We start from the raw sequence: 14755 nt of genomic DNA on the forward strand, positions 1-14755 counted from the left end.
CGGCCTTCGGATTCGCCGTCACAGCGGTTATCGTCACGGCGGCCCGCGTCGGGTGCTCGTCCACGGAAGGAAAACTGTGACCGCAACGCCGCCGTCCACCTCCTCCGCTACCGGACACGGGACAGGTCGTGAGGTCGTCCGTCTTGCCACGATCGTCGCGGCGCTGGGCGTGGTGTTCGGCGATATCGGCACCAGCCCGATCTACACCCTGCAAACCGTGTTCAATCCCGCCGACCCGCATCCGGTGCCGGTGAGCAAGGACAACGTGTTCGGGATCGTCTCGCTGATCTTCTGGTCGGTGACCGTCATCGTCACCGTCACCTACGTCGCGCTGGCGATGCGTGCCGACAACGACGGCGAGGGCGGCATCATGGCGCTGATCACCCAGCTGCGCCGCTGGAGCGCGCCGGGCGGCAAGCGGACGGCGGTATTCCTCGCGGCACTCGGCATTTTCGGAGCGTCGTTGTTCTTCGGCGATTCCATGATCACCCCGGCGATCTCGGTGCTCTCGGCGGTGGAAGGACTGAAAGTCGTCGAGCCGTCGTTCGAGGAGTTCATCATCCCGATCACCGCGGTGATCATCGTGGGACTGTTCCTGGTGCAGCGCAAGGGCACTGCCGTCGTCGGACGGGTGTTCGGGCCGGTGATGATCGCCTGGTTCACCGCGATCGGGGTGTGCGGCATCGCGGGCATCAGCGACAACCCGGAGATCCTGAAGGCGATCTCACCCACCTACGCGCTGGGATTCCTGTTCGGCCACTTCGGGATCGCGTTCTTCGCGCTCGCCGCGGTGGTGCTCGCGGTGACCGGCGCCGAAGCGCTCTTCGCCGACATGGGCCACTTCGGGCGACGACCGATCACCCGCGGCTGGCTGTTTCTCGTGTTCCCGGCCTGCATGCTCAGCTACATGGGGCAGGGCGCGCTGATCCTCACCGACCCCACCGCCGTGTCGAGCCCGTTCTTCCTGCTCGTCCCCGGGTGGGGCCGGCTGCCGATGGTGCTGCTGGCCACCGCCGCGACGGTCATCGCCGCGCAGGCCGTGATCACCGGCGCGTTCTCCGTCGCCTCGCAAGCCGCTCAACTCGGCTATCTGCCGCGACTGCGGATCGTGCACACCTCCGAATCCACCATGGGTCAGATCTATGTCCCGTGGATCAACTGGCTGCTCATGGTCTCGGTGCTGACCTTGGTCTTCGCGTTCCGCAGCTCCCACGCGCTGGCCTACGCGTTCGGGATGGCGGTCACGGGCACCATCACCATCACCACGCTGCTGTTCTTCTATGTCGCCCGCGCCCGTTGGCGTACCCCGATCTGGCTGCTCGCGCTCGGCGCGGTGCCGCTGCTCGGTATCGATCTGCTGTTCCTCGGGGCGAACCTCACCAAGATCGTGCACGGTGCGTGGCTGCCGCTGCTCATCGGCGTCGTCGCGTTCACCGTCATGACCACCTGGGAACGCGGCCGCGACATCGTCACCGCGGCACGCGAACAGCGCGAGGGCCCACTGCGGGAGTTCGTCGCCGAACTCCGCGAAGGGCGACCGAGCACGTTCGAGGTTCCCGGCACGGCGATCTTCCTCAATCGCGGCAAGAAGACGACCCCGCTGGCCATGCGCGCCAATGTCGAGAACAACCACATCCGGCACCACCACGTCGCGATCGTGAGCATCGCCACCGACCCGGTGCCCCGAATTCCGGCGGCGGAGCGCCTGAGCGTGGACCACCTCGGGCACGGCGGCGACCGCATCGTCCACGTCACCGCCCGCTACGGCTACGCCGAACGTCCCGACATTCCCGAGGCGCTGCGGCTGCTCGATTCGTCGGCGACCGAAGGCCGACTCGACCTCGACAATGCCTCCTATTTCGTCTCCAAGATCGAACTCCGCCGCAGTGATCAGCCGACCATGGCGACCTGGCGCAAACGGCTGTTCATCGCCACCTCCTACATCACCGCCGATGCCGCCGACTACTTCGCCCTGCCGCGCGACAGAACGGTCATCATGGGCTCCCATATCGAGGTCTGAGCGCCGATTCATTATCAGTGGCACCGGATCCGTTATCGGCCCAGGACGAATTCCTTTGGGCAGCAGGCGTTTACGTAGCGATCGTGTAATCGATACCCCCGCATAATTTCGCCCTGTCAGAAATGTCTGATGAGCGACGGGCCCTGTAGACCGGGTGGGACAGTTCTACTGACCGGACTGCCGAGTTCGGGAAAAACCACCATCGCCACCGCTACCCGCACCCGCGTGGCCGAGGCCGGATACGCGGTCGAGGTACTCGACGGTGACGACGTGCGCGGACGGCTGTGGCCGGAACTCGGCCTGACCCCCGACGACCGCAAACAGAACCTCGGCCGGATCACCACCCTCGCGCTGATGCTGGCCCGCCACGGCGTGCTGGTCCTCGTGGCAGCCATCGCGCCGTACGCCGCCGATCGTGAGCTGATGCGGGTCCGCCACGAGGACGCCGGCCTTGACTTCGCCGAAGTCCATGTCGCAACCGCGCTTTCGGCCTGCGAACAACGCGACGTCAAGGGCCTCTACGGGCGGCGGGCGCGGGGTGAACTCACTCAGCTCACCGGGGTCGACGCGGTCTACGAGGAACCACTGCTCCCCCATCTGCGGATGGACACCGCTGCCGAGACGGTCGACGAATCCACCGACCGCGTGCTCGACCTCCTGCTTCGCCGGGAACTGATCGCCGCACCGCCCCTGCGGAACGGGCGACCGTGAAGCAGGCGACCACCAACCGCCTCGTGCCCGCGCCGATCTTCATCCTGTCCGCGCCCCGATCCGGTTCCACCCTGCTGCGTTCGGTCCTCAACAGCCATGCGCGCATCCATGCCCCGCACGAACTGCACCTGAACCTGCTGACCGTCCAGGAACTCGAGTGGGCCGCCGACGACATCACCGAGCGCTACGCGAGCATCTCGCTGGACGCGCTCGGCCTGACGATCCGCGAGCTCGAGCACCTCCTCTGGGACCGCCTGCTGCACCACGAGCTGGAACGCAGCGGCAAGGACCGGATGGTCAACAAGACGACCAGCAGCGTGCTGACCTGGCGACGGATCGCCGCGTGCTGGCCCGATGCCCGCTATGTGTTCCTGTTGCGCCACCCGATGCAGATCGCCGACTCCCTCGGCCGCGCCTGGGCACAGCGACACGAAATCGACCCGGTGCGGCGGACTTTGGAGTTCGTCGCGGCGATGAACGAGGCCAGGGTAGCGCTGAACGGCCACGAGGTGCGCTACGAGGACCTGACCCACCGCCCCGAGGAAACCGTGCGCGGCCTGTGCCGCTTCCTCGACGTCGAGTGGCAGCCCTCGATGCTGGACTACGGCCGTTTCGACCACGGCAGCTATGTCCGCGGTATCGGCGACTGGAGCGACACCATCCGCTCCGGCGTCATCCAGCCCGCCCGCCCGCTGCCCGCCGATCCGGCCGTCCCCGACGCACTGAAGTCGGCGTGCCGGGAATGGGGCTATCCGGCTCGTCCGTAGGCGACCGGTCCGGGTCAAGCCGAGATTCGGACGTCGGTGAGGTCCTCGGAGACCTGCCAGATGCGCTGAGCGTCCTCGTGGTCGCGTAGTCGGCCGTAGAGCTTCTGCTCGGCGGGAGGGCCGCCGAGGTGGCCGGGTCCGCTGGGTCCGTAGAAGCGTTCGGTCTCCGCGGCAGGCGAGGTGGCGGCGTAGAGGGCGGGCAGTTTCGCCGACTCGACGGTGCCGAGCAGGATGCCGCGGGCCGAGAGCCACCGGATGACCTTGACTCCGGTGGTGTCCTCGATGCGCCCGACCTCGGGCCGGGCGGCGAGGAGATTGGTCGGCGCGACGCCAGGGTGGGAGAGATTGCTGGTGATCCCCCATCCGTGCGCTCGGCTGCGCCTGCCGAGTTCGAGCCCGAACAGACCGAAGGCGATCTTGGACTGGCTGTAGGCGTGCCTGCCGTTGTAGGAGCGTTCCCAGTTCAGATCGTCCCAGTTGATCCGGTGCTGGTTGGCCGCGACGCTGACCTGCGAGGTGACCCGTGCACGCCCCGCGCGGAGCAGGGGCATGAGGTGTCCGACCAGGGCGAAGTGCCCGAGGTGGTTGGTGCCGAACTGCACTTCGAAACCGTCGGCGGTGACCTGTCGATCCGGTGGGGTCATCACGCCCGCGTTGTTGATCAGCAGATGGATCGGGCGATCCTCGGCTCGCAGGGTCTTGCCGAGCGCCGCGACGGAAGCCAGGCTGGACAGGTCGAGCTCGCGCAGCGAGACCTCCGCGTCGGGGCTCGCCTGCCGGATGGTGGCCAGCGCCGCCTCGCCCTTGCGCTGATTGCGCACCGGGAGAACGACTTCGGCCCCGGCGGCCGCCAGGCGCGACGCGATCCCGATCCCCATGCCATCGCTGGCTCCGGTGACCACCGCGCGTTTACCGGTGAGATCGGGAACGGTGATATCGGGCTGCCGACGTGGCATGTCGCTTCTCCTCTGGGTGCTGGGCTGGTGTCTGATATCCACGATCGCCCGGTCGAGAGGTGACATCCAGGGACTGTCGATCAGTGGATACCCGCAGGCCCCGGCGGTAGAACCGAACACAGGAAGGAGATCTCTGGTGATCGATCGTACGGAGCTGGCGGAGTTCCTCAGACAACGCCGGGAGTCATTGCAACCCGAGGATGTCGGACTTCCGCGCGGGCGGCGGCGCAGGACGAGCGGGTTGCGCCGGGAGGAGATCGCCGTCCTGTGTCATATGTCGACCGACTACTACGCCCGGCTGGAGCAGCAACGAGGCCCGCACCCGTCCGAACAGATGATCGCGTCCATCGCACAGGGCCTGCACCTGTCCCTCGACGAACGCGACCACCTGTTCCGCCTCGCCGGACACAGCCCGCCCGCACGCGGCGCGGTCAGTGAACACATCAGCCCCGGCCTGCTGCGGATCCTCGACCGGCTCCACGACACGCCTGCCGAGATCGTCACCGAGCTCGGGGAAACGCTGCGCCAGACACCGCTCGGGACTGCCCTCACCGGCGACACCACCCGCTTCACCGGCCCCGCTCGCAGCATCGGCTACCGCTGGTTCACCGACCCCGCCGAACGCGAGCTCTACGCGCCCGAAGACCACCCGTTCCTGGGACGGATGTTCGTCTCCGGACTCCGCGAGGTCGCCACCCGGCGCGGTCCCGATTCGCGCGCCGCGCAGTACACGACCCTGCTCCTGGCCGATTGCGCGGAATTCCGGACCCTGTGGAACACCCGCGAGATCGGGGTGCGACCCCGGGAGGTGAAGCGATTCCGCCACCCCGAGGTCGGCCCCATGGAACTGAACTGCCAAACACTGCTCGACCCCGACCAGTCACATCTGCTGCTGGTCTACACCGCGACACCCGGCAGCGAGAGCTACGAGAAGTTGCAGCTGCTCTCCGTGGTCGGCGCCGCTAGCGGCTCAGGTCTCTGAACCTGCGCACCGCCAGTGGGAAGAACACCGCGATCAAGACCAACGGCCAAGCCACCGCCAGCATTTCGGCGTGTGCCGCGGCCCAGGAGTCGCCGACCGCACCCGGATTGCCGAACAGGCCGCGCACCGCCGTGGCGGTTGCCGACATGGGGTTCCACTCGACGACCGCACCCAGCCAGGACGGCATCGCTTCGGGCGAGGCGATGGCATTGGAGAGGAAGCTGATCGGCCAGACCAGGATCTGGACCGCCTGCACCAGTTCGGGCTTGCCCGCGACCATCGCCAGATAGATGCCGATCCACAGCATCGCGAACCGGAACAGCAACAGCAGTCCCACGGCCGCCAGGAACGAGGCGGCGCCGTCGTGCCAGCGCCAGCCGATCGCGTACCCGACCGCGATCATCACGGCCAGCCCGACCACCGACTGCAGCATGTCGGCGACGCTGCGCCCCACCAGGACCGCGGCCGAGTTCATCGGCATCGAGCGGAACCGATCGATGACCCCCTTGCCGAGGTCCTGGGTGACCGCGAGCATGGTCGATTCGAGGCCGAATGCCATTGTCATGGTGAGCATTCCAGGGACCAGATAATCCTTGAAGTCCCCGTCGATGCCGCGCCCGCCGCCGATCAGATAGGTGAACATCACCAGCAACATCACCGGGAAGACCAGCCCGACAACCACTTGAACGGGCTGGCGGGCCCAGTGCGCCAGCTCGCGTCTGGTCATCGTCCAGGAATCGGTGAGCGCCGTGCTCAGTGTCGAAACCGGTTGGTTCGTCGTGTAAGTCGCGCTCATGCCGCGTGCTCCTTGGTCAGGTGCAGGAAGACTTCGTCGAGTGTCGGGCGCCGGATCGCGATGTCCTCGGCTTCGATGCCGTTCGCCTCCAGCGCCCGGACGGTCTCGGTCAGTGCCACCATCCGGTCGCCGACCGCGGCACTGATCAGCCGCCGGTCCTCATCGACCACCGCCTCGCCCGGGATGAGCGCGGCAGCGCGTGCCAGCTGGGTGACGTCGTGCAGGACCACGTCGATGCGGTCGCCGCCAGTCTTCGACTTCAGCTGGTCGGCAGTGCCCTCGGCGATGACCTTCCCGTGGTCGATCACCGAGATCTGGTCGGCCAGCTGATCGGCCTCCTCCAGGTACTGGGTGGTCAACAGCACGGTGGTGCCGCCGTCGACCAGGGAACGCACCGAACTCCACACCTCGGCGCGGCCGCGCGGATCGAGCCCGGTCGTCGGTTCGTCCAGGAACAGCACCTGCGGTTCGGAAATAAGGGACGCCGCGAGGTCGAGCCGCCGCCGCATTCCGCCGCTGTACTGCCTGACCGCCTTCTTTCCGGTGTCCGCGAGCCCGAATCGTGCAAGGAGCTCATCGGCTCGGACGCCCGCACGGCGCGCCCCGAGGTGGTAGAGGCGCCCGAACATCTCCAGGTTCTGCCGCCCGCTGAGCTCCTCGTCGACAGCCGCACTCTGGCCGAGCAGCCCGATTCGGGTGCGCACCTCATCGGCTCGGGTGCGCACATCGATGCCCGCCACCTCGACACGCCCAGACTCCGGGCGGAGCAATGTGGACATGATGCGCACGGCCGTGGTCTTGCCCGCGCCGTTCGGGCCGAGAACCGCGTGCACGGTACCGGCCCGGACAGCGAGATCGAGTCCGTCGAGTGCCTGCTTCGCCCCGTACTTCTTCCGCAGGCCTTCGACGACGATCGATAGATCGTGGTCAGTCAAAACACCCTCCAACGCCTAGTGATCAAACTTGACTAGACGACCAAAATACCGAGCCCGATTCGGTTAGTCAAACTTGAATACTGCTACTTTGGTCGCACTCGCTCGGAAGGGAGACGTCCATGTCAGCGATCCGGCTGCTGGTCCTCGGCGCGGTCCGTCAGCACGGACGCGCACACGGCTATCAGGTTCGCAACGACCTGGAATTCTGGGGCGCCCACGAATGGTCCAACGCCAAGCCCGGCTCGATCTACCACGCACTCAAACAGATGGCCAAGCAAGGACTCCTCCTCGCACACGAAGTCGCGCCGAGCACCGTCGGCGGTCCGCCCCGCGTCGAGTACGAGATCACCGACAAGGGCACCGAGGAATACCTCGCGCTGCTGCGCGAGGCCCTGACCTCGTACGACCAGAAGATGGAGATGCTCTCGGCCGGCATCGGTTTCATCGTCGACCTACCACGTGCGGAGGCCGTCGCACTCCTGAAGCAACGGATCACCGGCCTCGAACAGTGGCGCGGCTCGGTCACCGAGTACTACACGCCCGAGGAGGGCCCGGGACAGCTCGGACACATCGGCGAGATCATGAACATGTGGGTGCACTCCGCCGACAGCGAAGCGGCCTGGACCCACGGCCTCATCGAACGCATCGAAGGCGGCGCCTACACCTTCGTCGACGAGGGCGAACCCTTCGTCGGCATCCTCGCCCAGGACGAGCCGAACCCGTTCGCGACCGGACCACACCCCGACGACCTCCACTGACCGGGGCACCGCGAGTCCTTCCGGTCCTTCGATTTCATCCTCGCAGGGTGATGCACGGCGAGGACCGGATCGGGAGTATTCCGGAGTTGGGCATTGCCGATGGTGGCCGTGCCGGTCCACCCGTGTCTATCCGAGGGAGCGCACACGATGGCGACGTGGAAACCGTCCGAGGACGACATCCGGCAGGCCTACATCTATCTGCTGGCGCGGTTCCTGGTGATCCGGCAGGAGCACACCGACCGGGCCGGGGACGGATTCGACTACAACCAGATCGAGTACAACCCGCTCGGCTCCGCCGATTTCGTGAACCCCAATTTCGACGTGGCCTACCTGGAAGCCTGGTTCGCCGCCGACGACGACACCGCGGTTCTGCTCGAGGTACCCGAGGTCACCGGGCGGTACTACACCGCGCAGGTCCTCGACGAGTGGGGCGAGGTCGTCTTCAACATCAACGAACGCACCACGCCATCGAAGCCCTTCGGCACCTTCGCGTTGGTGAAACCCGGCACCTACCCGCCGATTCCGGACGGCGCGACCCGCATCGAGTTGCACTCCGCCAAGGCGAAGATGCTGGCGCGAGTGGAACTGGGCGACGATCCCGACGGTGCGGTCGCGTTGCAGCACAAGTTCTCCGCGACGCCGTTGGGCGACATCACCGTGGCAGCGCCGCCCGCGATCCCCACCTTCGACAACACGAACCTGCTCGGGGCCGACATCTTCGACAACCTGGACGCGGTACTGGGCAGCGCGCTCGATGTCTCGCCCGCGGCGTACCGGATGCAGGTCCTCGCCCAGTCGATCGCGGCGTACCGGATGCAGGTCCTCGCCCAGTCGATCGCGGCGTACCTCGCCACGGACCCGACTGCGCGCGACGGGATCGACACGTTCCTCCGCGAGACAGTGGTCCCGAAATTCAAGGAATTCGCGCTCACCGAGAGTGCGCCGTATGTGAACCGCTGGGTGGGCGGCAAGCCCACCGGCAACTACTGCGGCGACTACACCACTCGCACGGTCGTCGACCTGCTCGGAATCTGGGCCAACACCGCCGAGGAAGCCGTCTACTTCAACACCAGCCGCGGCGCCGACGGCAAGCCCTTCGATGGCGGTCAGAGCTACGTCATCCACTTCGCGGCCGACGACCTGCCCGGCTCTGTCGTCGACGGCTACTGGTCGGTCATCCTGGTCTCCGTCCCGGACTTCCGCGTGATCCCGAACTCGTTGCACCGCTACAACTTCAACGACTACTCACCGCTGACCTATGAAACCGACGGCTCACTGAAACTGGGCATCGGCCCCGCGCCGGTGCCGGGCGTGCCGGAGTCGAACTGGCTGCCCTCAGCCGAGGGCAAGCCGTTCTCCCTGACGTTCCGTTGCTACGTGCCGAAGAGCTTCGTCGGTAATGGCGGTTGGGCGCCGCCCCCACTGGCCGAAGCCTGAACCACCTCGCGGCGGCCGTGACCGCCGAAGGTCATCGGCCCGACGTGAGCGGTGCTGCGGTGACGGCGCGGACGTGGTCCTCGCTGATGCCCGGTGCGCATTCGCGCAGGATCAGGCCCGCCGGTTCGACGTCGATGACGGCCAGGTCGGTGATGATCCGATGGACGACGCCCGCACCGGTGAGCGGCAATGTGCAGGCAGGAACGATTTTCGGGGTGCCTGCCTTGTCGGTGTGGGTCATCACCACGATCACGCGGCGGGCGCCGTGGACCAGGTCCATCGCCCCGCCCATGCCCTTGACCATCTGACCGGGCACCATCCAGTTCGCGAGGTCACCGGCGGCCGAGACCTGCATTCCACCGAGGACCGCGGTGTCGATGTGACCGCCACGGATCATGCCGAAGCTCAGCGCGGAATCGAAGAACGAGGCGCCGTCGGCGACGGTGACGGTCTCCTTGCCCGCGTTGATCAGGTCGGCGTCGACCTCGTCGTCACGGGGGTAGGGACCGGTGCCGAGGATCCCGTTCTCCGAATGCAGGGTCACCTCCACGTCCGCGGGCAGGTGATTGGGGATCAGGGTCGGCAGCCCGATGCCCAGGTTGACATACTCGCCGGGCCGCAGTTCCTGTGCGGCGCGGGCGGCCATCTCGGTGCGCGTCCAGCCGAGCGCCACGGTGGTCGATGCGGTCATGACACGGTCCGCCTTTCGATGAGTTTGATCTGCGGTCCCGTGTGCACGATCCGGTCGACGAACACGCCGGGCAGATGCACCTGTGCCGGGTCGAGGGAACCGGCGGGCACCAGCGTCTCGACCTGTGCGATGCACACCTTCCCCGCCATCGCGGCGAGCGGATTGAAATTGCGGGCCGCCTTGTTGAACACCAGATTTCCACGGGTGTCACCGATCAGGGCGTGCACGAGCGCGTAATCGGCGGTGATGGATTCCTCGAGCACGAACCGGCGGCCGTGGAAGGTGCGGACCTCTTTGGCGGGCGAGGCGACCGCGACGGACCCGTCGGCCCGATACCGCCACGGCAATCCCCCGTCGGACACCGGTGTGCCGACGCCCGCGGCGGTGAAGAAGGCCGGAATCCCGGTCCCACCGGCCCGCAGCTTCTCGGCGAGAGTGCCCTGCGGTGTCAGTTCGACTTCCAGTTCACCGGACAGATACTGGCGCGCGAACTCCGCGTTCTCACCGACGTAGGACGCGGTGACCCGACGGATGCGCTTCTGCGCCAACAGGATCCCCAGTCCGCGGCTGTCGGTGCCGCAGTTGTTGGAGAAGATCTCGAGCTGGTCGGCCGTGCCCGCCGCCAGTGCGGCGACGAGTGCGTCGGGGATGCCGCACAATCCGAAACCACCGACGGCGAGCGAGGATCCGGAACCGATATCGGCAACGGCGGCGGCAGCCGTCTCGAACACCGTCGTCATCGGGCGAGCTCCCCGGTCATGTCGAGGAGTTCGTCGAGCAGCTCCTGGGCGCGCGGCCACGGACCGTAGCCCGCCGCCGGATTCAGATGCCCGACATCGCCGAGGTCGACCAGCCTGCTCCCCCACACCTCGGCCATGCCTGCGACACGGCGAGTCGTGGCCAGTGGGTCGGTGCTACTCGCCGCCACGATGCTCGGGAACGGCAGCTGCCGCCGTGGGATCGGCGTCCAGCCGTTGGTCGCGAGTTCGTCGGCGGTCGGATAGCCCTGCGGCAGTGGGGTTTCGAAGTCGGGCGGCGTCGCGAGCAGCGCGCCGCGCACCGGCCGGTCGGACTGTTGCGCCCAGTGGACGGTGATCATCACGCCCGCGCTGTGCGCGACCAGGACGACGGGGCCGTCGATCTCGGTGAGCACCGCGTCTAGTGCGCCGACCCGCGCGGTCAGACTCAGGCCGTCACGTTCCAGTGGCGGCACGATCGCCACCTTCCAGAGGGTGTCGGCGAGCAAGGTCTGCCAGTGGACGGCGACGTGATCGCGCAGCCCGGGGACGATGACGAAGGTGGGTTCGGGAACAGATTTCATGATGTGTGGCAATCCTTTTCGAGGCGATCAGTGCGGGGCGTGCACGGTGGCGAGCTGACGCAGCCCGAGCGGGTAGACACGGCGGCCGAGGAGCAGGGCCGCGATGGCGAGCACCGATACCACCGGGGTGATGCGCAGCGCGTTCTGCAGGCCGAGGTGATCGGCGAGAACGCCGACGACGAACGGGCCGAGCGCCAGCCCGAGCAGGCTGTTGGCGAGGGTGAGGGTGCCGAACGCCGACGCGCGGACCGAGGGGTGGGTGAGATTGGCGACCATGGCGACGGTCGGACCGGCCGAGCCGCCGGAGAAGAACGCACCGATACCGAGCAGAATCAGTTGCGGCACACCGGTACTCATGCTGAAGCCGATGCCGAGGGTGACGAGCGAGATCAGACAGAACACGATCGCGGTGGTCCACTTGCGGGCCATCTCCGAACGTCCGACCCGGTCGGTGATCACCCCGCACACCACCATGCCGGTGCCGACGAGCGTCACGATCACGGCCGCCAGACCAGCGGCCCGATCCGGCGCCAGCCCGTAGTAGCGGTTGAAGAAACTGGGCATCCACGACAGCAGCACCGCGGCGGTGAACATCTGCAAGCCGCTGCCCACGTAGGCGCACAGCACCGCCGGATTGGTGAACAGGGTCGAAATCGGTGCGCGGAAGGCGACTTCGGGAGTTGGTTCCGCGGCGTGTTCGGCGTTGCGATGCTCCTTGACCACCGCCCAGAACGCCACGGCAAGCACGAGACCGAACACCGCCATCGTCGCGAACGACCACCGCCACCCCAGGTGCACGGCGATCACCCCGCCCGCGGCGACGCCGAGCACCGATCCGAACGAACCACCGGCCATGAACGCGCCGCTCAGCGCGGCATGCCTGCGCGCGGCGAACACACTGAGCACCAGCGCGATGCCGACGCTGCCGTACGCGGCCTCACCGACACCGACGAAGAAACGCGCCGCCAGCATCTGCGGATAGTTTCCGGCCAGTGCGCACACCAGTGTCGCGATACTCCACACCACCGCCATCAGCACCAGGCTCTTGACCCTGCCCCACCGGTCGGCCAGCACCGACAGCGGCAGGGTCAGCAACCCGACCATCAGCGCGACCACACTGCTCAGTGACGCCAGCTGCGAATCCGACAGCGTCCATTCGGTTTTCAGAAAGGGAAAGACCGCGCTCAGCACTTGCCGGGACATGTAATCGGCGAGCAGAAGGCCGAAGGCGAGTGCGAACACCAGCCAGGGATAGTTGCGGCGGATGGTCGAGGAACGGCTCGGCGCCTGCGCGGGTTTCGCGGCGGTGGTGGTGAGGTCCATGGGTGCTCCTGCGCACCGGTGGACGTCGTCGCTGACGTCCACCGGGTTGTCGAGAGGGGAACGGGATCCCCGAGAGGGTCAGGCGTGGTGGGTGAACCCGACCTGGCCGGGCTGACGGTTCGGGGCGAACCCGATCTTGGCGAGCGTCTCGTCGGCGTCGGCGTAATGCGCGTCGAGCTTGTAGATCTCGCGCGCTTCCTTGCCGGTGGCGACCTCACGGCCGAGCTCACCCGCGATCCGGACCAGCTGCTCGACCTGCTGCACCGAGGTCATCTTCTCGCCCTTGCGACCCCACAGGGTGTCCTCGTTGCCGCAGCGCGCGTGCAGACCCATCGCGATGGCCATCGTGTTCACCGGCAGCACGCTGCGCATCAGCGTCTCCAGGGTGAGCACGGCGCCGTCGGGAGTGCGGCGGATGAACTCCATCATGTTGTACGGATTGGGGCCGTCGAAGCCGCCGCCGATGCCGACCCAGGTCAGCATGAGCGGACCGGTGTACACGCCGCGCCGGATCAGCCGCTCGACGGTCTCGAGCTGCGGGATGCTCGACAACTGGAAGTGCGGCTGAATGCCGTTGGCCTGCAGGCGCTTCAGGTGCTCGGCCACCCAGGTCGGCCCCGCCGGGACGAACATCTCGCGGTACGCCTCGTACACCTCGGGCCGCTCGAAGGAGGTGCCCGCGATGTCGTCTTCGGTCATCAGCTCGACGATGTTCATCTGACTGGTGTTGATCGCGATGGTGACCTGATCCGGCTTGGGATCGAGCTCGGCCAGCATGTGCCTGGCGTCGTCGGTCAGCCACTTCGCATCGGCGCCTTCGCCTTCGGGCGAGAACGAGATCGAGCCGCCGACCTGCAGGATCATGTCCGGCACTGCCTCGCGCAGGCGGCCGAGCAGTTCGTTGAACTTCGACAGGCGCTTGGAGCCCTTGCCGTCGAGTTCACGCACGTGGATGTGCAGCACGGTGGCGCCGGCTTCGTAGCAGTCGACGGCCGCCTTGACGTGCTCGTCCATGGTCAGCGGCAGGTCGTCGCGGAAGTCGTCGGGTTCCCATTCCGGGCCGTACGGTGCGACGGTGATGACCAGCTTTTCCTGGTTCTCGGGGAACAGTGCGTCGTCGTGAAAATGCATGGGGGTGCTCCGATCAGAATTGCGGGGGTTATGGAAAAGTGAAAGTCAGAAAGGGCGGTCGCCGATGATCCCGGCGCGCTCCATCTTGCGGACGGCGGGCCAGTAGTCCTGGACCGCGTAGTGCTGGGTGCACCGGTTGTCCCAGATCGCGAAGCTGTTCTCGGTCCAGCGCCAGCGCACCTGGTATTCGGGGATACTCGCCTGGCGCATCAGGTAATTGAGGAGTTCGCTCGCGCCCGGCGCGTAGTCGGCGCCGAATCGAACGTTCTCGGGCGTGTGGTAATTGACCAGATGCGTCGTGAAGGAATTGACGAACAGAATGTCCTCACCGGTGTCCGGGTGGATACGCACCACCGGATGTTCGGCGTCGGGGAAACGCTCGTGCAGAGCGAGTCGTTTCTCCTCGGTGAGCGCGGCGCCGAAACTCGCCTCGATACTGTGCCGGGCGCGCAGATGCGCGATCCGCGATTTCACCGTCTGCGGCAGCCGCTTGTACGCCTCGACCATGTTCACCCAGATGGTGTCGCCACCGACAGGCGGCGTTTCCACACAGCGCAGCACGGCGCCCATCGGCGGATTGACCCGCCAGGTGGCATCGCAGTGATAGGAGTTCTCGTAGTGCTCGGGCGCACTGTCGAGGTCCTTGTAGATGCGCACCAGACCGGGATGATCGGGATCGCTGCCAAGGGCCGGATGGTCCTCGAGCGGGCCGAAACGTTCAGCCAGCGCGACGTGTTCGGCGCGGGTGATGTCCTGATCGCGGACGAAGAGCACCTTGTGGCGCAGCAGCAGGGTGCGCAGTTCGGCGAACAGGGCGTCGTCGACGGCGACCTCGGCGAGGTTCACCCCGTGCAGTTCCGCGCCGATGGTCGCGGTCAGCGGCACCGCGCGCATCGCGGTTCGAACGGTCATTGGTTTGTTCCTTTC

At 66.9% G+C, this 14755-nt stretch carries 15 protein-coding genes; 6 read left to right on the forward strand and 9 right to left on the reverse strand.

Annotation, left to right across the window (positions count from 1 at the left end):
• Positions 1 to 76: 76 nt before the first annotated feature.
• The 3 genes from ACFWPX_RS25385 (at position 77) to ACFWPX_RS25395 (ending at position 3498) form a co-directional block, all read left to right on the forward strand.
• Positions 77 to 2020, forward strand: a complete 1944-nt coding sequence (locus ACFWPX_RS25385; protein ID WP_378929642.1) for a potassium transporter Kup — start codon at positions 77 to 79, stop codon at positions 2018 to 2020.
• 129 nt (positions 2021 to 2149) lie between these two features.
• Positions 2150 to 2731: an adenylyl-sulfate kinase gene (gene cysC / locus ACFWPX_RS25390; protein ID WP_378929644.1), complete on the forward strand. Its 582-nt coding sequence runs from the start codon at positions 2150 to 2152 to the stop codon at positions 2729 to 2731.
• Positions 2728 to 3498, forward strand: coding sequence for a sulfotransferase family protein (locus tag ACFWPX_RS25395; protein WP_378929646.1), 771 nt, complete (start codon positions 2728 to 2730; stop codon positions 3496 to 3498). Before cysC ends, ACFWPX_RS25395 begins: the two co-directional genes overlap by 4 nt.
• A 14-nt stretch (positions 3499 to 3512) precedes the next feature.
• Here the strand turns inward: ACFWPX_RS25395 and ACFWPX_RS25400 are convergent, their stop codons facing one another.
• A complete protein-coding gene (locus tag ACFWPX_RS25400; protein ID WP_378929648.1) occupies positions 3513 to 4454 on the reverse strand; it encodes an SDR family oxidoreductase in 942 nt (313 codons plus the stop codon).
• Positions 4455 to 4590: 136 nt separating this feature from the next.
• Between ACFWPX_RS25400 and ACFWPX_RS25405 the strand changes: the two genes are divergently transcribed.
• Positions 4591 to 5436, forward strand: a complete 846-nt coding sequence (locus tag ACFWPX_RS25405; protein ID WP_378929650.1) for a helix-turn-helix transcriptional regulator — start codon at positions 4591 to 4593, stop codon at positions 5434 to 5436.
• On the opposite strand, the gene ACFWPX_RS25410 is transcribed toward ACFWPX_RS25405, so the two are convergent.
• Both ACFWPX_RS25410 and ACFWPX_RS25415 read right to left on the reverse strand, forming a co-directional pair.
• Positions 5417 to 6232 carry an ABC transporter permease gene (locus tag ACFWPX_RS25410; protein ID WP_378929652.1) on the reverse strand — a complete coding sequence of 272 codons (816 nt, stop codon included), beginning with the start codon at positions 6230 to 6232 and terminating at the stop codon, positions 5417 to 5419. The genes ACFWPX_RS25405 and ACFWPX_RS25410 overlap by 20 nt on opposite strands.
• Positions 6229 to 7167: an ATP-binding cassette domain-containing protein gene (locus ACFWPX_RS25415; protein WP_378929654.1), complete on the reverse strand. Its 939-nt coding sequence runs from the start codon at positions 7165 to 7167 to the stop codon at positions 6229 to 6231. Before ACFWPX_RS25415 ends, ACFWPX_RS25410 begins: the two co-directional genes overlap by 4 nt.
• 119 nt (positions 7168 to 7286) lie before the next feature.
• Here ACFWPX_RS25415 and ACFWPX_RS25420 point away from each other — a divergent pair, with 119 nt between their 5' ends.
• On the forward strand, positions 7287 to 7925 hold the full coding sequence (locus tag ACFWPX_RS25420; protein WP_378929656.1) for a PadR family transcriptional regulator: 639 nt from the start codon (positions 7287 to 7289) through the stop codon (positions 7923 to 7925).
• 147 nt (positions 7926 to 8072) lie between these two features.
• Positions 8073 to 9362 (forward strand): DUF1214 domain-containing protein, encoded by a 1290-nt coding sequence (locus ACFWPX_RS25425; protein WP_378929658.1) that lies wholly within the window; start codon positions 8073 to 8075, stop codon positions 9360 to 9362.
• Positions 9363 to 9393: 31 nt separating this feature from the next.
• Here the strand turns inward: ACFWPX_RS25425 and ACFWPX_RS25430 are convergent, their stop codons facing one another.
• The 6 genes from ACFWPX_RS25430 to ACFWPX_RS25455 all read right to left on the reverse strand — a co-directional run bounded on the left by ACFWPX_RS25430 (position 9394) and on the right by ACFWPX_RS25455 (position 14740).
• Positions 9394 to 10053: a CoA transferase subunit B gene (locus ACFWPX_RS25430; RefSeq protein WP_378929660.1), complete on the reverse strand. Its 660-nt coding sequence runs from the start codon at positions 10051 to 10053 to the stop codon at positions 9394 to 9396.
• A complete protein-coding gene (locus ACFWPX_RS25435) occupies positions 10050 to 10793 on the reverse strand; it encodes a CoA transferase subunit A (protein WP_378929662.1) in 744 nt (247 codons plus the stop codon). The genes ACFWPX_RS25430 and ACFWPX_RS25435 overlap by 4 nt, the downstream gene beginning before the upstream one ends.
• On the reverse strand, positions 10790 to 11374 hold the full coding sequence (locus ACFWPX_RS25440) for an RBBP9/YdeN family alpha/beta hydrolase (protein ID WP_378929664.1): 585 nt from the start codon (positions 11372 to 11374) through the stop codon (positions 10790 to 10792). Before ACFWPX_RS25440 ends, ACFWPX_RS25435 begins: the two co-directional genes overlap by 4 nt.
• Positions 11375 to 11401: 27 nt before the next feature.
• Positions 11402 to 12697, reverse strand: a complete 1296-nt coding sequence (locus ACFWPX_RS25445) for an MFS transporter (protein ID WP_378929666.1) — start codon at positions 12695 to 12697, stop codon at positions 11402 to 11404.
• Between the two features lie 78 nt (positions 12698 to 12775).
• Positions 12776 to 13828: a 3-keto-5-aminohexanoate cleavage protein gene (locus ACFWPX_RS25450; protein WP_378920671.1), complete on the reverse strand. Its 1053-nt coding sequence runs from the start codon at positions 13826 to 13828 to the stop codon at positions 12776 to 12778.
• A 45-nt stretch (positions 13829 to 13873) separates the two neighbouring features.
• Positions 13874 to 14740: a TauD/TfdA dioxygenase family protein gene (locus tag ACFWPX_RS25455; RefSeq protein ID WP_378929668.1), complete on the reverse strand. Its 867-nt coding sequence runs from the start codon at positions 14738 to 14740 to the stop codon at positions 13874 to 13876.
• Positions 14741 to 14755: the final 15 nt, after the last annotated feature.

It is taken from the genome of Nocardia sp. NPDC058518, from assembly GCF_042719655.1.
In the GTDB taxonomy this organism is placed as follows: Bacteria; Actinomycetota; Actinomycetes; order Mycobacteriales; family Mycobacteriaceae; genus Nocardia.

Bases quoted from the DNA above. Each gene is read 5' to 3' on its own strand.
- ACFWPX_RS25410 (WP_378929652.1), bottom strand. From the start codon at position 6,232: ATGAGCGCGACTTACACGACGAACCAACCGGTTTCGACACTGAGCACG.
- ACFWPX_RS25455 (WP_378929668.1), bottom strand. From the start codon at position 14,740: ATGACCGTTCGAACCGCGATGCGCGCGGTGCCGCTGACCGCGACCATC.
- ACFWPX_RS25450 (WP_378920671.1), bottom strand. From the start codon at position 13,828: ATGCATTTTCACGACGACGCACTGTTCCCCGAGAACCAGGAAAAGCTG.
- cysC (WP_378929644.1), top strand. From the start codon at position 2,150: ATGAGCGACGGGCCCTGTAGACCGGGTGGGACAGTTCTACTGACCGGA.
- ACFWPX_RS25430 (WP_378929660.1), bottom strand. From the start codon at position 10,053: ATGACCGCATCGACCACCGTGGCGCTCGGCTGGACGCGCACCGAGATG.
- ACFWPX_RS25400 (WP_378929648.1), bottom strand. From the start codon at position 4,454: ATGCCACGTCGGCAGCCCGATATCACCGTTCCCGATCTCACCGGTAAA.
- ACFWPX_RS25425 (WP_378929658.1), top strand. From the start codon at position 8,073: ATGGCGACGTGGAAACCGTCCGAGGACGACATCCGGCAGGCCTACATC.
- ACFWPX_RS25445 (WP_378929666.1), bottom strand. From the start codon at position 12,697: ATGGACCTCACCACCACCGCCGCGAAACCCGCGCAGGCGCCGAGCCGT.
- ACFWPX_RS25420 (WP_378929656.1), top strand. From the start codon at position 7,287: ATGTCAGCGATCCGGCTGCTGGTCCTCGGCGCGGTCCGTCAGCACGGA.
- ACFWPX_RS25440 (WP_378929664.1), bottom strand. From the start codon at position 11,374: ATGAAATCTGTTCCCGAACCCACCTTCGTCATCGTCCCCGGGCTGCGC.
- ACFWPX_RS25435 (WP_378929662.1), bottom strand. From the start codon at position 10,793: ATGACGACGGTGTTCGAGACGGCTGCCGCCGCCGTTGCCGATATCGGT.